General features: G+C 72.9%; 14 protein-coding genes. 7 read left to right on the forward strand and 7 right to left on the reverse strand.

The features are described 5' to 3' along the window. Nucleotides 1-48: 48 nt before the first annotated feature. Both ccrA and mce read right to left on the reverse strand, forming a co-directional pair. Entirely contained in the window at nt 49-1,380 is a 1,332-nt protein-coding gene (ccrA, locus tag O2W53_RS19440; protein ID WP_269164710.1) for a crotonyl-CoA carboxylase/reductase, read from the reverse strand. Nucleotides 1,381-1,481: 101 nt separating this feature from the next. Then, a complete protein-coding gene (gene mce / locus O2W53_RS19445) occupies nt 1,482-1,934 on the reverse strand; it encodes a methylmalonyl-CoA epimerase (protein ID WP_269164711.1) in 453 nt (150 codons plus the stop codon). Nucleotides 1,935-2,150: 216 nt separating this feature from the next. On the opposite strand from mce, the gene O2W53_RS19450 reads away from it, so the two are divergent. The 3 genes from O2W53_RS19450 to O2W53_RS19460 are packed head-to-tail and all read left to right on the forward strand — an operon-like array spanning nt 2,151 to nt 5,883. Next, nucleotides 2,151-3,356, forward strand: coding sequence for an acetyl-CoA C-acetyltransferase (locus tag O2W53_RS19450; protein ID WP_269164712.1), 1,206 nt, complete (start codon nt 2,151-2,153; stop codon nt 3,354-3,356). Then, entirely contained in the window at nt 3,353-4,384 is a 1,032-nt protein-coding gene (meaB, locus tag O2W53_RS19455) for a methylmalonyl Co-A mutase-associated GTPase MeaB (protein WP_269164713.1), read from the forward strand. Before O2W53_RS19450 ends, meaB begins: the two co-directional genes overlap by 4 nt. A 23-nt stretch (nt 4,385-4,407) precedes the next feature. After that, complete coding sequence (locus tag O2W53_RS19460; RefSeq protein WP_269164714.1) at nt 4,408-5,883, forward strand: phytoene desaturase family protein; 1,476 nt, start codon at nt 4,408-4,410, stop codon at nt 5,881-5,883. 76 nt (nt 5,884-5,959) lie between these two features. Here O2W53_RS19460 and O2W53_RS19465 read toward each other — a convergent pair whose 3' ends face one another. Beyond that, nucleotides 5,960-6,835: a hypothetical protein gene (locus O2W53_RS19465; protein ID WP_269164715.1), complete on the reverse strand. Its 876-nt coding sequence runs from the start codon at nt 6,833-6,835 to the stop codon at nt 5,960-5,962. 181 nt (nt 6,836-7,016) lie between these two features. Between O2W53_RS19465 and O2W53_RS19470 the strand changes: the two genes are divergently transcribed. Genes O2W53_RS19470 through O2W53_RS19485 form a run of 4 tightly spaced genes read left to right on the forward strand, consistent with a single transcriptional unit; the run spans nt 7,017 to nt 10,696 of the window. Beyond that, complete coding sequence (locus O2W53_RS19470) at nt 7,017-7,526, forward strand: MarR family winged helix-turn-helix transcriptional regulator (RefSeq protein ID WP_269164716.1); 510 nt, start codon at nt 7,017-7,019, stop codon at nt 7,524-7,526. Between the two features lie 49 nt (nt 7,527-7,575). Continuing rightward, a complete protein-coding gene (locus O2W53_RS19475; protein ID WP_269164717.1) occupies nt 7,576-9,267 on the forward strand; it encodes an acyl-CoA mutase large subunit family protein in 1,692 nt (563 codons plus the stop codon). Between the two features lie 26 nt (nt 9,268-9,293). After that, complete coding sequence (locus O2W53_RS19480) at nt 9,294-9,668, forward strand: VOC family protein (protein ID WP_269164718.1); 375 nt, start codon at nt 9,294-9,296, stop codon at nt 9,666-9,668. Nucleotides 9,669-9,715: 47 nt separating this feature from the next. Next, on the forward strand, nt 9,716-10,696 hold the full coding sequence (locus O2W53_RS19485) for a tetratricopeptide repeat protein (protein ID WP_269164719.1): 981 nt from the start codon (nt 9,716-9,718) through the stop codon (nt 10,694-10,696). A 46-nt stretch (nt 10,697-10,742) separates the two neighbouring features. Here O2W53_RS19485 and O2W53_RS19490 read toward each other — a convergent pair whose 3' ends face one another. From O2W53_RS19490 to treS, 4 genes are all read right to left on the reverse strand, one after another. Beyond that, on the reverse strand, nt 10,743-12,179 hold the full coding sequence (locus O2W53_RS19490) for a neutral zinc metallopeptidase (protein WP_269164720.1): 1,437 nt from the start codon (nt 12,177-12,179) through the stop codon (nt 10,743-10,745). A gap of 164 nt (nt 12,180-12,343) precedes the next feature. After that, nucleotides 12,344-15,478, reverse strand: a complete 3,135-nt coding sequence (glgB, locus tag O2W53_RS19495; protein WP_269164721.1) for a 1,4-alpha-glucan branching protein GlgB — start codon at nt 15,476-15,478, stop codon at nt 12,344-12,346. A gap of 107 nt (nt 15,479-15,585) precedes the next feature. Continuing rightward, on the reverse strand, nt 15,586-16,953 hold the full coding sequence (locus O2W53_RS19500) for a maltokinase N-terminal cap-like domain-containing protein (protein WP_269164722.1): 1,368 nt from the start codon (nt 16,951-16,953) through the stop codon (nt 15,586-15,588). Further along, on the reverse strand, nt 16,950-18,821 hold the full coding sequence (treS, locus tag O2W53_RS19505) for a maltose alpha-D-glucosyltransferase (RefSeq protein WP_269164723.1): 1,872 nt from the start codon (nt 18,819-18,821) through the stop codon (nt 16,950-16,952). The genes O2W53_RS19500 and treS overlap by 4 nt, the downstream gene beginning before the upstream one ends. Nucleotides 18,822-18,835: the final 14 nt, after the last annotated feature.

The raw sequence follows: 18,835 nt of genomic DNA on the forward strand, positions 1-18,835 counted from the left end.
GTCAGCGTGTCGAGGGCCGCACCCAGGGAACTCCCAGGTGCCCAGTCATCACACGTCGCGGAAGCGGTTGATCGCCGTGAGGTGCCGCTCCCGCTTGGCCGGGTCCTTCACGCCCAGACCCTCTTCCGGGGCGAGGGTCAGCACGCCGACCTTGCCCTGGTGCCGGTTGCGGTGGACGTCGTAGGCGGCCTGGCCGACGTCGTCCATGGCGTAGGTCTTCGACAGCGTCGGGTGGATCAGGCCGCGGTCGATCAGCCGGTTGGCCTCCCAGGCCTCGCGGTAGTTGGCGAAGTGCGAGCCGACGATCCGCTTGAGGTTCATCCAGAGGTAGCGGTTGTCGTAGGAGTGCAGGAAGCCGCTGGTCGAGGCGCAGGTGACGATCGTGCCGCCCTTCTTGGCGACGTAGACGCTGGCGCCGAAGGTCTCCCGGCCGGGGTGCTCGAAGACGATGTCGGCGTCGTCCCCACCGGTCAGCTCGCGGATCTTCGCCCCGAGCCGCTGCCACTCCCTGGGGTCCTGGTTCTCCTCGTCCCTCCAGAACCGGTACTGCTCCGCGGAGCGGTCGATGACCAGCTCGGCGCCCATCGACCGGACGATGTCGGCCTTCTCCGGGCTGCTCACGACACACACCGGGATGGCCCCGCCGTTGAGCGCCATCTGGGTGGCGTAGGAGCCGAGCCCGCCGGAGGCGCCCCAGATCAGGACGACGTCGCCCTGCTTCATGTTCGCGCCGTTGTGGCTGACCAGCTGCCGGTAGGCGGTGGAGTTGACCAGCCCCGGGCAGGCCGCCTCCTCCCAGGTGAGGTGCGCCGGCTTGGGCATCAGCTGGTTGCTCTTGACCAGGGACAGCTCGGCCAGGCCGCCGAAGTTGGTCTCGAAGCCCCAGATCCGCTGCTGCGGGTCCATCATCGTGTCGTCGTGGCCGGCCGGGTCCTCGAGCTCGACGGACAGGCAGTGGGCGACGACCTCGTCGCCGGGCTTCCACTTGTTGACCCCGGGGCCGACCGCGACCACGACGCCGGAGAGGTCCGAGCCGACCACGTGGTAGGGCAGGTCGTGCTTCTTGGTCAGGTCGTTGAGCCGGCCGTAGCGGGCGAGGAACCCGAAGGTCGAGACCGGCTCGAAGATCGACGTCCAGACGGTGTTGTAGTTCACCGAGGAGGCCATCACCGCGATCAGCGCCTCGCCCGGCCCGATCTCCGGGGTGGGCACCTCCTCGACGTGCAGGGCCTTGCGGGGGTCCTTCTCCTTGGTGGCCAGGCCCTCGAACATGTCCTGTTCGTCCTTGCGGACCAGCACGGCGCGGTAGGACCCCGGTGTCGGGAGCCCTCCGATCGCGTCGAGGTCGTCGGCGAGGATGGCGTCCCTGATCTGGTCCATGCGTGCGCTCCCGGGTCGTCGTTGGCTCGGAGGGTGCAGGTGGTGGCGCGGAGGTTACTGACCAGTAGCTCCGGTTGACCAGGTCATGTGACCCAGGCAACTCATCCGTGGGTGGCGGGTTCGACCAGCTCGATCAGCACCCCGCCGGCGTCCTTGGGGTGCACGAAGTTGACCCGGCTGTCGGAGGTGCCGCGGCGGGGCTCGTCGTAGAGCAGCCGGAGGCCGCGCTCGCGCAGTGCAGCACTCGCCGCCTCGACGTCGGTGACCCGGAAGGCCAGCTGCTGCAGGCCCGGGCCCGAGCGGCCGATGAACTTCGCGATGGTGGACTCCGGGGTCAGGGGCGCGAGCAGCTGGACCCGGGTCTCGCCGTCGCCGAGCGCGAGCATCGCCTCGCGGACGCCCTGCTCCTCGTTGGTCTCCTCGTGGACCGAGTGGATGCCGAAGGTCGTCGCGTAGAAGGCGATCGCCTCGTCCAGGTCGGGGACGGCGATGCCGACGTGGTCGATCGTGGTGAACAGGCCGGTGTGCGCGTCGTCGGGCACGGCGGAGGTCATGCCGCGCATCCTGCCGCCGTCGCTCGGCCACCGGCAGCCGGTTGTGACGGGGTTCACGCTCGTTCGGTGGCCGCGGTCACCGGCCTGGGTCCGCCGGACGGCGCGAGCCCTATCCTGGCGGCAGCCCGTGGTGCCCCGAGGGACTGCCCGAGGAACTGCGTGGTGTCCTGCCGAGACGGTCGCCAACGGCGGTGACCGGAAGCCACTGGAGCCTCGATGAGCCAGCCCGCATCCACCCGTTCCGTCATCGTCGGGGGTGCACGTACCCCGATGGGCCGCCTGCTCGGCTCGCTGAAGGACTTCTCCGCCGCCGACCTCGGTGGCATCGCGATCAAGGCGGCGCTCGAGCGCGCCGGCATCACCGGCGACCAGGTCGACTACGTGATCATGGGCCACGTCATCCAGGCCGGCGCGGGCCAGAACCCGGCCCGCCCCGCGGCCGTCGCCGGCGGCATCCCGATGTCGGTGCCCTCGTTCACGCTGAACAAGGTGTGTCTGTCCGGCATGGACGCGATCGCCCTGGCCGACCAGCTGATCCGGGCCGGCGAGTTCGACGTCGTGGTCGCCGGCGGCATGGAGTCGATGACCCAGGCGCCGCACCTGCTGCCCACCTCGCGCACCGGCGTCAAGTACGGCGACGCCACGCTCGTCGACGCGATGGCCCACGACGGGCTCACCGACACCTTCGACCAGGTCGCCATGGGCGCGCTGACCGAGCAGGCCAACAGCCGGTACGGGCTGACCCGGGAGGAGCAGGACGCCTTCGCCGCCGCCAGCCACCAGAAGGCCGCCGCAGCGCAGAAGAACGGCCTCTTCGACGACGAGATCACCCCGGTCCTCATCCCGCAGCGCAAGGGCGACCCGATCGAGTTCCGCGAGGACGAGGGCATCCGCCCGGACACCACCGCGGAGAGCCTGGGCCGGCTGAAGCCGGCGTTCTCGAAGGACGGCACGATCACCGCCGCCACCGCCTCGCAGATCTCCGACGGCGCCTGCGCGGTCGTGGTCATGTCCGCGGCCAAGGCCGAGGAGCTGGGGTTGACGGTGCTCGCCGAGATCGGCGCGCACGGCGTCGTCGCCGGGCCGGACGCGACGCTGCAGAGCCAGCCGTCGCGGGCGATCGCCAAGGCCTGTGCGCGGGAGGGCATCGACCCCGCGGACCTGGACCTGGTCGAACTCAACGAGGCCTTCGCCGCCGTCGGCATCGTCTCCACCCGCGAGCTGGCGGTCGACCCGGAGAAGGTCAACCCCAACGGCGGTGCCATCGCGCTGGGCCACCCGATCGGGATGAGCGGCGCGCGGATCGTGCTGCACCTGGTGCTGGAGCTCGGCCGCCGCGGTGGCGGGGTGGGTGCCGCGGCGCTGTGCGGCGGCGGTGGCCAGGGCGACGCGCTGGTCCTGCACGTACCTGCCCGGGCGTGACCTCGCAGCCGGAGGGCACTGCCGTCCAGGCGCCGGCCGCCGTCGCCCCGTCGGGGCGGCGGGGCCGGCGGTCGGCCGACATCGGCACCCTGGTCTCCCGCGCCCGCGAGGGCGACGCCCGCTCGGTGGCCCGGCTGATCTCCCTCGTCGAGGACGCCAGCCCGCTGCTGCGCGAGGTCGCGGCCGCGCTGGCGCCGCACACCGGCCGGGCCCGGGTCCTGGGCCTCACCGGCCCGCCCGGGGTGGGGAAGTCGACGACCACGACCGCCCTCGTGCGCGCCTTCCGCCAGGCCGGCCAGCGGGTCGGGGTGCTGGCGGTCGACCCGTCGTCCCCCTTCTCCGGCGGCGCGCTGCTGGGCGACCGGGTGCGGATGCAGGACCACGCCGGCGACCGCGGCGTCTACATCCGCTCGATGGCCTCCCGCGGCCACCTCGGCGGGCTGGCCTGGGCCACCCCGCAGGCGATGCGGGTGCTCGACGCTGCCGGCTGCGACGTCGTCCTGGTGGAGACGGTCGGGGTGGGGCAGTCCGAGCTGGAGGTCGCCTCGCTCGCCGACACCACGCTGGTGCTGCTGGCGCCGGGGATGGGCGACGGGATCCAGGCGGCCAAGGCCGGCATCCTCGAGGTCGCCGACGTCTTCGTCGTCAACAAGGCCGACCGGGACGGCGCGGACACCACCGTGCGCGACCTGCGGGCGATGCTCTCCCTCGGCGGCCGGCACACCGAGGCCGGGGCCTGGCGTCCGCCGATCGTGAAGACGGTCGCCTCCCGCGACACCGACAACGGGGTCGACGACGTCCTGGCCCGGCTCGCCGAGCACGGCGAGTGGCTGGACTCCTCCGGGGAGGGGCGCCGGCGGCGGGTCGAGCGCGCCGCCCGCGAGGTCGAGGCGATCGCGGTCGCCGGGCTGCGGGAGCGGATGGGCGACGTCTCCGGCTCCGCGGCGCTCGGTGCGCTGGCCGAGCAGGTGGTGGCGGGGGAGACCGACCCCTACCGCGCGGCCGACCAGCTCATCGCGCAGCTCTAGGGGCCGGCGGGCAGGATGGCGGCGTGAACGGGACCCCGGATGCCGTCGTCGTCGGAGCCGGACCGAACGGGCTGGCGGGCGCGCTGCGGCTGGCCGCGGCCGGGCTGTCGGTGCGGGTGGTCGAACGCGGCGAGCGGGCCGGCGGTGGGCTGCGCACCGAGGAGGTGACGCTGCCGGGCTACCAGCACGACATCTGCGCCTCGGTGCACCCGATGGCCGCGACCGCGCCGTTCTTCCAGGAGTTCGACCTTGCCTCCCGCGGGGTCCGGCTGCTGCAGCCGGAGATCAACTTCGCCCACCCGCTGGACGGCGGCCGCGCTGCGGTCTCGCACCACTCGCTGGAGCAGACCGCCGCGGGGCTCGGTCGGGACGAGCGTGGCTACCGCAGGCTCTTCGGGCCACTGCTGCGCCAGGCCGACGAGATCACCGACTTCTTCCTGACCTCGGCGTTCCGGCGGCTGCCGCCGGTGAAGGGGTTCGCCGGGATCGCCGGCTTCGGGCTGCAGGGGCTGCCCAGCGTGGGCTGGCTGGCCCGCCGGCACTTCGACGACGACGCGGCCCGGGCGCTGATCGCCGGTGCCGCCGCGCACGGGATGCTCGACCTGAGCCGCCCGCTGACCGCGGCCCTGGGCATGTTCCTGGGGATGATGAGCCACCACAACGGCTGGCCGCTGATCGAGGGTGGCTCCCAGCAGCTGGCCGACGCGATGGTCACCGCGCTGGAGCAGCAGGGCGGCGAGGTCGTCACCGGCCACGAGGTCACCGACCTGCGCGAGTTCGACGGCGTCCCGGCCGTGCTGCTGGACACCTCGCCCAGCGCGTTCGTGGCGATGGCCGGCAACCAGGTGTCCGCGGGCTACCGGCGCTGGGTGAAGCGGTACAAGCACGGGCCCGGGGTCTTCAAGGTCGACTGGGCGCTGTCGGAGCCGGTGCCGTGGGCCAACGCCGACGTCCGCCGGGCGGGCACGGTGCACGTCGCCGGGACGATGGAGGAGACGATCGCCGGGGAGGCGGCGCCGGCGGCCGGGCGGATCACCGACCAGCCGTACGTGCTCGCCGTCCAGCCCACGGTCGTCGACCCTTCACGCGCCCCGGAGGGCGGGCACGTCTTCTGGGCGTACGTGCACGTGCCGCACGGCTCGACCGTCGACATGACGGAGGCGATCGAGGCACAGGTGGAGCGCTTCGCCCCCGGGTTCCGGGACACGATCCTGGCCCGGCACACCATGCACGCCGGGGAGATGGAGCGCTGGAACCCCAACGACGTCGGCGGGGACATCTCCAACGGCGAGGCGTCGCTGCGGCAGATGCTGGCCCGGCCGGTCCCGCGGTGGAACACCTACAAGACCCCGGTCCGCGGCACCTACCTGGCGTCCTCGGCGACCCCGCCCGGGCCCGCGGTGCACGGCCACTGCGGGGACAACGCCGCCCGGGTCGCCCTGCGCGAGGTCTTCGGCATCCGGGACGCCCCGCCCCTCCGCCCCGCCCCGCCCACCTGACCCCTGCTCGGCTGCCCTCGCCGAGTGTCGAGTTGTCGACCTGTCGCCCCCGCGTGAGGGGTGGACGAGTCGACTCTCAGCGAGCCAGTTCGGCCGCGATCCGGGTGATCAGCTGATCGGGCCGGTGCAGGTCGGCCGCGGTCACGAAGAGGACCCGCCAGCCGGCGGCGAGCAGTCGGTTGAGCCGGCGGCGATCAGCAGCGAACTGGCCGGGATCGGCGTGCCAGAGCCCGTCGTACTCCAGCGCCAGCCGCTGCTCGGGCCAGGCGAAGTCGACCCGGGCCACGAACACCCGCCCGTCGTGCACGGAGTGCTGGGCGACCGGCGTCGGCAGCTCGGCGCGGTGCAGCAGCAACCGCAGCCGGGTCTCCTGGGGCGAGCCGGCCAGCCCGTCGGCCAGCCCGGCGGCAGCCCGGGCCCGGCGGCACCCTCGGCCGGTGGTCGCCGCGGCCATGGCCCGGACGACGCCGAGGTCGAGCAGGCCGGCGGCGGCGAACTGGTCGATGAGCACCACGGCCTCGTCGAGCGGCCGGTCGGCGCCCAGCGACACGGCGGTCCGTTCGGGCGTGGTGACCGGGGCACCGCGCCGGCGGGTGACGTCCTCAGGGAGGAGCTCTGCGCGGCGGACCCGTACGCCGCTGACCACGCTGGTCCGCGTCGCGGGCGGCACGGTCAGCTCCACGTCGTCCTCCGGGCCGGCTGCGGCCAGGCCCCACAGGACGGCGGCACTGGCCCCGGTGACGACCGAGCCGGGGAGCAGTACCGATGCGGCGGCGGCGGCCCGCAGTTCGTGCGTGACGGTCAGGTCGGCACACGCGTAGACGTCGCGGAAGAGCCGGTGCCAGGCGCTGCTGTCCAGTTGCCGCGGGGTGAGCAGCCCCGCCCCGACCGCGGCGGTGCCGCGGAAGACGCGTCCACGCAGCGCCGGTGGACGGTGCGCGGGTACGACCACCGGGCGAGCCTGGCCGACGCGGGGTGGTGACCGTGCCCGTCGTCCACAGGCCTGCCGCAGTCGTGCGCCGAGTGTCGACTCGTCGACGTGTCCCTGCATCGACAGGGGTCGACAACTCGACACTCGGCGGCGCCCCCGGCGACCACCGGGCGCGCGTCGGCGGAGAACTAGCCTCCCGGTCATGGTGCGACCGCTGGGCCTGCCCTTCGACCCGATCGAGCGCGCGGCGCAGAGCTGGGAGCAGCACTTCGGCCCGGCCGCCTCGATGCGGGCGGCGACGAGCGTGTTCCGGGTGCAGCAGATCCTGCTGGCCCGCTTCGACGAGGCGCTCAAGCCGCACGGGCTGACCTTCGCCCGCTACGAAGTGCTGGTGCTGCTGACCTTCTCCCGCACCGGGCAGCTGCCGCTGAAGGTGATCGGCAGCCGGTTGATGGTGCACCCGACCAGCGTCACCAACGCGATCGAGCGGCTGGTGGCGGCCGGGTACGTCGAGCGGCGGCCCAACCCCGCCGACGGCCGCGGGGTGCTCGCCGCGATCACGGACGCCGGACGGGACGTCGTTCCGCGGGCGACCGAGGCGCTGAGCAGTCAGGACTTCGGGCTGGCCGACCTGCCCGACGCCGAGCTGGACGTGCTGTTCGACGTGCTGAAGAAGGTCCGGCTCGGCGCGGGGGACGTCGCCGACGACTGACCCGCCCGGAGGGTGGCCACAAAGTAGTTGGACGTCCTAGCATCTGGGCATGACGGAGCAGCCGGGCAACGAGGCCCGCAGCCGGTGGCAGCAGCGCTACGACGCGGCCCTGGCCGCCGGGCGGGTGCGGGACGCGGACTTCACCACGCTCTCCGGGCTGGAGGTGGAGCCCGCCTACGGACCGGCCGACGAGTCCGCCGTCCCCGGCTTCGACCGGATCGGCTGGCCCGGCGAGTTCCCGTTCACCCGGGGGCTGCACGCCACCGGCTACCGCGGGCGGGCCTGGACGATCCGCCAGTTCGCCGGCTTCGGCAACGCCCGGCAGACCAACGAGCGGTTCCGGTCGCTGCTGGCCGAGGGTGGGGGAGGGCTGTCGGTCGCCTTCGACATGCCGACCCTCATGGGCCGGGACTCCGACGACCCGCTGGCGCTGGGCGAGGTCGGGCACTGCGGGGTGGCGATCGACTCCGCGGCGGACATGGACGTGCTCTTCGAGGGCATCCCGCTGGAGAAGACGACGACGTCGATGACGATCAGCGGCCCCGCCGTCCCGGTGTTCTGCATGTACCTGGTCGCGGCCGAGCGTCAGGGCGCGGACCTCGCGGAGCTCGACGGCACGCTGCAGACCGACATCTTCAAGGAGTACATCGCGCAGAAGGAGTGGCTGTTCGCCCCCGAGCCGCACCTGCGGCTGATCGGCGACCTGATGGAGTACTGCGCCGCGGAGATCCCGGCCTACAAGCCAATCTCGGTGTCCGGCTACCACATCCGGGAGGCCGGTTCGACCGCTGCGCAGGAGCTGGCGTACACGCTGGCCGACGGCTTCGCCTACGTCGAGCTGGGGCTGTCCCGCGGGCTGGACGTCGACGTCTTCGCCCCGGGCCTGTCGTTCTTCTTCGACGCGCACGTCGACTTCTTCGAGGAGATCGCCAAGTTCCGCGCCGCCCGGCGGATCTGGGCCCGCTGGCTGCGCGACGTCTACGGCGCCCGCACCGACAAGGCCCAGCAGTTGCGGTTCCACACCCAGACCGCCGGGGTCTCGCTCACCGCCCAGCAGCCGGACAACAACATCGTGCGGACGGCGGTCGAGGCGCTGGCCGCGGTGCTCGGCGGCACGAACTCGCTGCACACCAACGCCCTGGACGAGGTGCTCGCCCTGCCCAGTGCGCGGGCCGCCCAGATCGCGCTGCGCACCCAGCAGGTGATCGCCGAGGAGACCGGGGTGCTCAACGTGGCCGACCCGCTCGGTGGCTCCTGGTACGTCGAGGCGCTGACCGACGAGCTGGAACGGCAGGCGGAGGAGGTGTTCACCCGCATCCGGGAGATGGGCAGCGACGGCACGATGACCGCCGGCATCCTGCGCGGCATCGAGGACGGCTGGTTCACCGGCGAGATCGCCGAGGCGGCGTTCGTGTACCAGCGGGCGCTGGAGAAGGGCGAGAAGAAGGTCGTCGGCGTGAACACGCTGACCGGCGCCGGCGCCGCCGCCGACGACCTGGAGATCCTCCGGGTCAGTCACCAGGTGGAGACCGACCAGCGGGCCGAGCTGGCCGGCCGACGGCAGAGCCGGGACGACGCCGCGGCGCGCGCCGCCGTCGCCCGGATGGTCGAGGTGGCCCGGACCGAGGAGAACATGGTGCCGGCGATGCTGGCGGCCGCCCGGGCGGAGGCGACGCTGGGCGAGATCTGCGACGCGCTGCGCGCCGAGTGGGGCACCTACACCGAGGCCGCCCGGTTCTGACGTACCCGCCGGGCAGCATGCCCGGCATGGCAGACCACACCGGGCACCGTCACCACGCCATCGACTACGTCGAGCTCACCGTCCTCGACCTCGCGGAGGCGCAGCGGTTCTACGCCGACGCCTTCGGCTGGGAGTTCACCGCCTACGGCGACACCTACGCCGGCATCCGCGGTCCCTCCGGCGACCCGGCAGCGGAGGTGGGTGGTCTGGCCGTCGGCACCGAGGTCCGCCCGGGTGGCCCGCTGGTGCTGCTCTGGTCGGCCGATCTCGACCGCACCCTCGCCGCGGTGGAGGCCGCAGGGGGCCGCGTCGTCCAGGGGCCCTACGACTTCCCGGGTGGCCGGCGGTTCCACTTCGCCGACCCGAGCGGCAACGAGTTGGGGGTCTGGTCACCGGCCTGACCCGGACCCGGGGCGGCCCATCGCCAGCGAGTGGGATGATCGAGGTCATGCAGCCCAACCGTCCCGTTCGAACCGATCCCCGGGCCGCTGCCCAGCAGGCCCAGATGGCGGCGTCGCTGGCCGGTGCGGTCGACCTCGCCGCCGTCCAGGCGCGCAACGAGGCGGCAGCCCGCGCCGCAGCCGCCCCGCCGCCGAGCGCCACCGCCCCGGCCGGTGCGCCCGGCAGCGCCGTCATCGACGTCACCGAGGAGACCTTCCAGAGCGAGGTCCTCGACCGTTCCTTCCAGGTCCCCGTCGTCCTGGACCTGTGGGCCGAGTGGTGCGGGCCGTGCAAGCAGCTCTCCCCGGTGCTCGAGCGGCTGGCCACCGAGGGTGCCGGCTCCTGGGTGCTGGCCAAGGTCGACGTCGACGCGAACCCGGCGCTCGCCCAGGGCCTGCGGGTCCAGGGCATCCCGGCGGTCAAGGCCGTCTGGCAGGGCCAGCTGGTCGCCGAGTTCACCGGCGCCATCCCGGAGGAGCAGGCCCGGCAGTTCGTGACCGAGCTGGTCGCGGCCACCTCCGGGGGCGCGGTGCCCGGTGCCGCGGAGGGCGAGGACGACGGCGAGGCCCAGGAGCCGGAGGACCCGCGCCTGGACGCCGCCGAGGCCGCGCTCGACCGGGGTGACCTGGCCGCCGCCGAGGCGGCCTACCAGGCGATCCTGGAGACCGAGCCGGAGCACCCGGTGGCCGGGCTGGCGCTGCGTCAGGTCCAGCTCTTCCGCCGGGCCGAGGAGGCGGGGCCGGATGCGCTGGCCGCCGCCGAGGCCGCGCCCGACGACATCGCCGCGCAGACCCGCGCCGCGGACTTCCTGCTCGGCACCGGCGACGTCGACGCCGCGTTCGGCTGGCTGCTCGACGTCGTCCGCCGCACCGCGGGCGAGGAGCGCGACGCCGCCCGGCAGCACCTGGTGGAGCTGTTCGGCATCGTGGGCGACGAGGACCCGCGCGTCGGCCCGGCCCGCCGCGCCCTCATGACCGCCCTCTTCTGAGCCCTACTCCGGCCGGGCTCCTCGTCGAGGGCCCGGCCGGAGCGCCTCAAACGCCGATGTCGCAGGCGGCCAGGCCGTCGACGACCCCGCTGCGGAAGACGTCGACCAGCTGGAACCCGGTCAGCTGCACGTCGGGCAGCACCGCGGGGTCGGTGGCGTGCTCGAGCAGGAACGAGACGCTCTCGTCGGCGTCGCCGGGGGAGATGCTCAGCACGGTGGTCTCGCTGCCGAGCACGGCGGAGGTGAAGGCGCCGGACAGGCAGACGGCGGACCGCAGCGCGGCCCGGTCGTCGACCGACAGCCCCAGCTGGTCGCGGGCGGCGAGCGCGTAGGGGATCGCCACCGCGGTCAGCACGGCGTAGTCCCCGCCCTCCTCGGCGGCGTACAGCGGCAGGGTGAGGTCGGCCTCGTCGAAGCGCACGGTCGCATCGGCGGGGCAGTAGAGGAGATCGACGTCGGTGTCCTCGCCGGCGCAGTCCGGGGCCTCGCCGGAGAACGGTTCGACGTCGGGCGGGGTGAACTCCTCGCCCAGCTGGTCGAAGGCCAGCTGCCAGAACTCCCCGAGCCCGTCGGGGACGAAGTCCTCGACCGTCTGTTCGTAGGGCGCGTCGCCGCCGGTGGCGAAGTCGAGGTCGCTCTGGAAGCCGCTCTGCGTGTACAGCCGGGTGGCGTCGAAGTCGTCGCGGCAGGCCGAGGGGCCGTCGTCGAACCCCTGCTGGAACGCCGACACCCGGTCGAAGTAGGAGCCGTGCGCCTCGCCCTCGTAGGCGCCCGTCCCGACCGGGTCGCGCAGCAGCAGGTAGCCGCGCAGCACGTCGTCCAGCTCGCCCGGGCGGATCGAGTTGTACCGGGCGTTGCCGTCGGCGACCCACGCCGTCCAGGCGCCGGCAAAGCAGTCGGCCTGCGTCTCGATGTTGATCGACCGCTCCACCGGGTAGCCGACCCGACCCTGCACGGCGTGCCCGAACTCGTGCGCCATCACCAGGGCCGGGATGAACCGGCCGTACCCCTCGCTGCCGACGGTGCCGAAGGCCAGCGCACCGAGGAACGCCCGGTCGTACTGGATCGCGTCACCGTTGGGGTACTGGGTGCCCGGGCCGCAGTAGAAGGCGTTGTCGACGACGGCCTCCGGTGGTTCCCCGCAGCCGATCTCCCCGTTCGGGTACTGCGCTGGGTCCAGGTCGCCCGGGTCGACGGAGTAGTAACCACCGGTCAGCGGGGTGAAGGCCTGCCCGAAGGTCGGGGTGAACTGCGCGGTCCAGTAGGTGTTGAGGTCGGCGAGCGCGTTGCGGGAGATCCGGTCGACCTCGTCGTCGGCCGCACCGATGATCGGGAACTCCGCGGGCGTGACGTCGCCCTGGGGCCCGGCCGCGGGGCTCGCGCGCCCCTCGATCAGGGTCACCGCGCAGCCGGACAGCACGGCCGACCCGAACAGCGCACCCGCGACGGCGCCGGCGAGCAGCCGGCGGGGCGAGGAGGACATGGGTTCTCGAATCCGTTCAGGCCGCCTGCGGCGGCAGCACCGCCGTCCATCCTGCCGGACCGTGCCGGCCTCGGCAGGGAGGGGAGGACCGGTCGGGCCGCCGGACGGCGACGGGGCGGGGACCCTCGCAGGTCCCCGCCCCGTTACCGATCGACTCGATCCGGTCAGCGCTCGGTCGGCTCCAGCCCGCTGCCCGGCCCCTCGGCCGCGCCGGACGCCTCCGCCGCCGCGATCTGCGCCTGGTCGGCCGGTGCACCCGCGTCGGGGAGCTCCGGCTCCGGGCCCTCGTGCACGAACCACACGGTGGCCAGCGGAGGTGCGGTCAGCGTCGCCGACCACGGCTGCCCGTGCCACGACTGCGGGACCGCGTCGATGCCGCCGAGGTTGCCCACCCCGGAGCCGCCGTAGCCCTCGAAGTCGGTGTTGATCACCTCGCGCCAGCGTCCGCCGCGGGGCAGCCCGATCCGGTACTGCTCGTGCGGCTGGCCGGAGAAGTTGACCACGCAGGCCAGCAGCTGCCCGCCCTTGCCCAGGCGCAGGAAGGTGAGCGTGTTGCCGCCGGCGTCGTTGGCGTCGATCCACTGGAAGCCGGCCGGGTCGACGTCCTGGCTCCAGAGTGCCTCGCTGTCCCGGTAGACCGTGTTGAGGTCGGTCACCAGCTCCAGCACGCCGCGGTGTGCCGGGTCGTCGAGGTGCCACCAGTCCAGCGACCGGCTCTCCGCCCACTCCGACAGCTGCCCGAACTCCGAGCCCATGAACAGCAGCTGCTTGCCGGGGTGGGCCCACATGTAGCCCAGGTAGGCGCGGAGGTTGGCCAGCTGCTGCCAGCGGTCGCCCGGCATCTTCCGCAGCAGGGAGCCCTTGCCGTACACGACCTCGTCGTGGCTGATCGGCAGCGTGTAGTTCTCCGAGTAGGCGTAGACCATGGAGAACGTCAGCTGGCCGTGGTGGTAGCTGCGGTAGACCGGCTCGTTGGCCATGTAGCCGAGCGAGTCGTGCATCCAGCCCATGTTCCACTTGAAGCCGAAGCCCAGGCCGCCCAGGTACGTGGGCCGGGTGACGCCCGGCCACGCGGTCGACTCCTCGGCGATCGAGATGACGCCGGGCACCTCGCGGTAGAGGGTGGCGTTCATCTCCTGCAGGAAGGCCACGGCGTCGAGGTTCTCCCGGCCGCCGTACTGGTTGGGCGTCCACTCGCCGTCGTTGCGCGAGTAGTCCAGGTAGAGCATCGAGGCGACGGCGTCGACCCGGATGCCGTCGACGTGGAACTCCTGGGCCCAGAACAGCGCGTTGGCGACCAGGAAGTTGCGCACCTCGGGCCGGCCGAAGTCGAAGACGTACGTGCCCCAGTCGGGCTGCTCACCGCGCTTCGGGTCCGCGTGCTCGTACAGCGGCGTGCCGTCGAACCGGGCCAGTGCCCACTCGTCCTTCGGGAAGTGCGCGGGCACCCAGTCGACGATGACGCCGATGCCGGCCTGGTGCGCGGCGTCGATGAGGTACCGCAGGTCGTCGGGGGAGCCGAAGCGCGACGTGGGCGCGTAGTACGAGGTCACCTGGTAGCCCCACGAGCCGCCGAAGGGGTGCTCGGCCAGCGGCATGAACTCCAGGTGGGTGAACCCGGCGTCCTTCACATAGGCGACCAGCTCGTCGGCCATCTCGCGGTAGGAGAGACCCTGCCGCCAGGAGGCCGCGTGCACCTCGTAGACGCTCATCGGCTGCTCGTGCCACTTCGCCTTGGCGCGCTCGGCCAGCCACTCGGCGTCGCCCCACTCGTGGGTGGAGGCGGTCACGACCGAGGCGTTGGCCGGGGGCACCTCGGTGGCGAAGGCCATCGGGTCGCTCTTGACCTGCCACTGCCCGTCGGCGCCGAGGACGTGGAACCGGTACCGGGTGCCGACCTGGGCGCCGGGCACGAAGATCTCCCAGACGCCGGAGGAGCCCAGCGACCGCATGGGGTAGGCGCGGGCCTGCCAGTAGTCGAAGTCGCCGGTGACCTTCACGCCGCGGGCGTTGGGCGCCCAGACGGCGAAGGAGACACCGTCCACCCGGCCGCCGGGGGTGTCGTAGCCGATCACGTGCGCACCGAGGACGGTCCACAACTTCTCGTGCCGACCCTCGCGGAAGAGGTGCTGGTCGAGCTGGCCCAGGGTGGGCAGCCAGCGGTACGGGTCGTCGACCGTGAAGGTGTCGGTGCCGCCCTGCCCGTCGGGGTAGACGACCTCGATCCGGTAGTCGCCCGGCTGCTGCGGGAGTCGGGCCTCGTACACGCCGCCGCGGAAGATCTGGCGGGCCTCGTACCGGCTGCCGTCCTGGTCGACGACGGCGACGGCCTCGGCGTCCGGCCGCAGCGTGCGCACGGCCCAGCCCTCGGACACGCGGTGGGCGCCGAGCACGCCGTGCGGGTCGAAGGACCAGCCGTCGACGATCGCGGCCAGCTGTTCCTGGCTCACCTCGTGCGCGGACGGGCTCGCCTGGGCGGGCACCGAGGTGCTGACCGGCGGCTCCCCCTCGGGGAGGGCGTCGAGGAGCCCGGCGGCAGCCGGCTCGGGCGCCTCGTCCGGCGCGGGAGGCAGGTCGGTGACCTGGTCGGTGGCCAGGTCGGCGGTGGTGACGGCCGCGCCGGCCTGGTCGTCAGCGGCCGGGGCGCCGGTGGCGGGGCCGTCGGCCGAGTCGGTGTCGGTGGAGGCGGTGTCGGTGGAGGCGGGGGAGACCGTGTCCGGGGCGGGCTCGGAGGCCGTCTCCGCCGGGGAGTGGCCGCCGGTGCCGCCCTGCTCGCCGTCCTCGGGGGCCTGCGGCGTGTTCGGCTCGGCCGGGTCGGGGCTCGGCGGCTCCGGCTGGGGAGCCGACGGGGCCGTCGGGTCGCCCGGCTCGGCGATCGGCGCCGGCGCGATCACGGGCGCGGCGGTGACCTTCTTGGTCGCCTTCCGCGGTGCCCGCTTGGCCGGGGCCTCGCCGGGCGCGGCCTTCTTCGCCGCGCGCTTGGCCGCCGGGGCAGCCCCGTCGGCGGCGGCGCTCACCTGGTCACCGTCGGACGCGTCGGCGGCAGCGGTGCCCTTCGCCGGTGCCTTGCGGGCGGTGGGCTTCGTGGCGGGGGCCTCGGCCGCCGCCTTCTTCGCCGGCGCCTTCTTGGCGGCGGCCTTGCGGGTGGCCTTCTTGGCCGGCGCGGGCGGGCTGTCGGTCTCGCTCGCCTGGCGGACCTCCTCGGTCTTCTCCTCGACCCGGCGCATGAGCTCTGCCCTGTCGGCGGGCTCGCTGCTGGTGTCCGTGCCCGGCGGGGTGCTGGCGTCGTCGGTGCTCATCGGTGGTCCTTCCAGGTCTGTCTCGTCGTCGTGCTGGTCGTCCGGTCAGGCCCTTCTGCAGGGTCCCGCCGCGAGCGTGCGAGCGGTGGGGGCAGCGGGGCCCTCCTTCAGTTGCCGGCGGCCAGCCGGGACAGCGAACTGAGCGGGATCATCAGCCAGTGCGGTCGGTTGCGCGCCTCGTACACACACTCGTACACCGCCTTGTCCGCCTCGAAGGCCCGCAGCAGCGCGGAGTCGCTGGACAGGGTGACGCCGCCGGCGGCTGAGTAGCCCTCGCAGAAGGCGCGCCGGTTGCGCTCGGCCCACTCCTGCGCCCGGTAGGCCCGCTGCGGGTCGTCGGGCTGCTCGACCAGCATGTGCCGGGCGGCGTAGTCGAAGGAGCGGAGCATCCCCGCCACGTCCCGCAGCGGGGTGTCCAGCTCGCGCCGTTCGGCCAGCGGACGGGCCGGCTCGCCCTCGAAGTCCAGGACGATCCAGCCGGTCGTCGTCCGCAGCACCTGGCCCAGGTGGAGGTCGCCGTGCACCCGCTGACGGACGACCGGCTCGGTCGTGTCGGCGACCGCGGCGTACAGGTTGCGCAGCGCGTCGGCGTGCTCGGCGAGGTCGGGGACGACCGCCAGGGCCGCCTCCAGCCGAGCGGTCATCTGCCCGGCGACGGTGACGTACCACTCACGGTCGGCCGGCTCGGAGGGGAGCACCCGGGCGAGGTCGGCGTGGACCGAGGCGGCCGCCTCGCCCAGCCGCTCGCTCTCCCCGGCGAAGTCGCCCCCGACCTCGTCGGCGTGCAGGTCGGCCTCGGCGTACAGGTCCCGGACGCTGGAGGTGGCCAGCCGCCACCCGTCGCTGGCGTTGGGGACGAAGGTCTGGAGCATGGCCACGGTGGCCGGCTCGAGCCCGTTCGGGTCGTCGACCTCGATGTACCCGAGCAGCCCCGCGATGTGCTGGTTCTCCGCCTGCCGCAGGGCGTCGTGGATCTCCACGTCGGGGTTCAGCCCGGGCTCGAGCCGACGGAACAGCTTGAGGATCGCGGTCTCGCCGTAGACCAGTGAGGTGTTGCTCTGCTCGGTGGAGATCACGTCCCCGGGCAGGCCCTCGGGGATGTAGGCCACGCCGGCCGGGTGGAACCGCATCGGCCCGACGGTGGAGGCCGCCACGAGGTGGGTCAGCCACGGCACGGTCGCGTCCCGGTCCCGCATGGCGTCGTAGGCGTAGTTCTCGCCGTGGGACCCGGAGACCGCGCCGACGAAGGCCGTGGAGAGCTCCTCGGCCGGTGCGCTGCGCCAGGACAGGGGCACCAGGTACGTGTCACTGGCCCCGTCGGTGTACTCGACCCGCACGCGGTGCACCGACAGTGCCGGGTCGGACTGGTCGAGGAAGAAGCCCTCCTCGGTCACCCCTGCCCACTCGCGGCCCTTGCCGCCGAACCAGCGCTGACCGGGCATCCAGTCGGCCAGCATGTCGGTCAGAGCGCTCATCGGGACTCTCCGTCGGTCGGGGTCGTGGTCGTCGGGGCCTCGGCACCGAGGTCGCCGGTGCCGGCGGTGGCGTCGGCGGGGCCGACCACCCCGGCCTCGAGCAGCGACTGCGCCACGCTGCCGCTCGCGGTGGTCTCCCAGTCCTCGTCCTCCTCGCCCGCCGCGGCGGTGGGCTTTGAGAGCTCGAACCAGTAGAAGCCGTGGCCGCCGAGCGTGAGCATGTACGGCAGGACGCCGATCTGCGGGAACTGCACCCGCCCGGTCAGCTCGACCGGGGTGTAGCCCTCGAAGCGGCGGAGGTCGAGCTCCACCGGCTGCGGGAACCGGGACAGGTTGTTGACGCAGAGCACGACGTCGTCCCCGAACTCGCGCACGAAGGAGAGCACCGTCGGGTTCCGCGAGCCGATCTCGGCGTAGCTGCCGACACCGAAGGTCGGGTGCTGCTTGCGCACCGCGATCATCGTGCGGATCCAGTTCAGCATCGAGTTCGAGTTCCGCAGCTGGGCCTCGACGTTGGTGACCTGGAAGCCGTACTCCGGGTCGGCCACCAGCGGCAGGTGCATCCGCTGCGGGTCGGCGGTGGAGAACCCGCCGTTGCGGTCCGGGGTCCACTGCATCGGGGTGCGGACGCCGTCCCGGTCACCGAGCCAGATGTTGTCGCCCATGCCGATCTCGTCGCCGTAGTACATGACCGGCGAGCCCGGCAGCGACAGCAGCAGGGCGGTGAAGAGCTCGAGGGTGTCGATGTCGTTGTCGAGCAGGGGCGCCAGCCGCCGGCGGATGCCGATGTTGGCCTTCATCCGGGGGTCCTTGGCGTACTCCCCCCACATGTAGTCGCGCTCCTCGTCGGTGACCATCTCCAGGGTCAGCTCGTCGTGGTTGCGCAGGAAGACACCCCACTGGCAGTTGTCGGGGATGTCCGGCGTCTGCGCCATGATCTCCGAGATCGGGAAGCGCTGCTCCCGGCGCACGGCCATGAACAGGCGCGGCATCACCGGGAAGTGGAAGGCCATCTGGCATTCGTCGCCGTCCTCGCCGAAGTACTCGACGACGTCGGCCGGCCACTGGTTCGCCTCGCACAGCAGCACCCGGTCGGGGTACTCGGCGTCGACGACCTTGCGCACCTTCTTGAGGAACTCGTGGGTGCGGGGGAGGTTCTCGCAGTTCGTCCCCTCCTCCTCGAAGAGGTAGGGGACGGCGTCGAGCCGGAAGCCGTCGATGCCCAGGTCCAGCCAGAAGCGCAGGGCGTCGATGATCGCCTCCTGCACCTTCGGGTTCTCGAAGTTCAGGTCGGGCTGGTGGCTGAAGAACCGGTGCCAGAAGTACTGCTTGCGCACCGGGTCGAAGGTCCAGTTCGAGCTCTCGGTGTCGACGAAGATGATCCGGGCGTCGGCGTAGCCGGTGTCGTCGTCGGCCCAGACGTAGAAGTCGCCGTAGGGGCCGTCGGGGTCGCTGCGGCTGGCCTGGAACCAGGGGTGCTGGTCCGAGGTGTGGTTCATGACGAAGTCGATGATCATCCGCATCCCACGGGAGTGGGCTTCGCCGATGAGCTCCTTGAAGTCCTCGATGTCGCCGAACTCCGGCAGCACCGCGGTGTAGTCGCTGACGTCGTAGCCGCCGTCGCGCAGCGGGGAGGCGAAGAAGGGCGGCAGCCAGAGGCAGTCGACACCGAGCCACTGCAGGTAGTCGAGCTTGCCCAGCATGCCGCGCAGGTCACCGATGCCGTCGGCGTTGCTGTCGGCGAAGCCGCGGACGAGCACCTCGTAGAAGACGGCGCGCTTGAACCACTCGGGGTCGCTGCCAGGGGCGGGCAGGCCCGACTGCTCGCCCGCGCCGGGGGTCGTCTGTGCGGGGACGGGGAGGGTCATGAACTCGGTCCTCG

Source organism: Modestobacter sp. VKM Ac-2978, from assembly GCF_026968025.1.
Lineage (GTDB): Bacteria > Actinomycetota > Actinomycetes > Mycobacteriales > Geodermatophilaceae > Modestobacter.

Bases quoted from the DNA above. Each gene is read 5' to 3' on its own strand.
- O2W53_RS19500 (WP_269164722.1), bottom strand. From the start codon at position 16,953: ATGAGCGCTCTGACCGACATGCTGGCCGACTGGATGCCCGGTCAGCGC.
- O2W53_RS19480 (WP_269164718.1), top strand. From the start codon at position 9,294: ATGGCAGACCACACCGGGCACCGTCACCACGCCATCGACTACGTCGAG.
- O2W53_RS19485 (WP_269164719.1), top strand. From the start codon at position 9,716: ATGCAGCCCAACCGTCCCGTTCGAACCGATCCCCGGGCCGCTGCCCAG.
- O2W53_RS19450 (WP_269164712.1), top strand. From the start codon at position 2,151: ATGAGCCAGCCCGCATCCACCCGTTCCGTCATCGTCGGGGGTGCACGT.
- O2W53_RS19470 (WP_269164716.1), top strand. From the start codon at position 7,017: ATGGTGCGACCGCTGGGCCTGCCCTTCGACCCGATCGAGCGCGCGGCG.
- ccrA (WP_269164710.1), bottom strand. From the start codon at position 1,380: ATGGACCAGATCAGGGACGCCATCCTCGCCGACGACCTCGACGCGATC.
- O2W53_RS19490 (WP_269164720.1), bottom strand. From the start codon at position 12,179: ATGTCCTCCTCGCCCCGCCGGCTGCTCGCCGGCGCCGTCGCGGGTGCG.
- O2W53_RS19475 (WP_269164717.1), top strand. From the start codon at position 7,576: ATGACGGAGCAGCCGGGCAACGAGGCCCGCAGCCGGTGGCAGCAGCGC.
- mce (WP_269164711.1), bottom strand. From the start codon at position 1,934: ATGACCTCCGCCGTGCCCGACGACGCGCACACCGGCCTGTTCACCACG.
- treS (WP_269164723.1), bottom strand. From the start codon at position 18,821: ATGACCCTCCCCGTCCCCGCACAGACGACCCCCGGCGCGGGCGAGCAG.
- glgB (WP_269164721.1), bottom strand. From the start codon at position 15,478: ATGAGCACCGACGACGCCAGCACCCCGCCGGGCACGGACACCAGCAGC.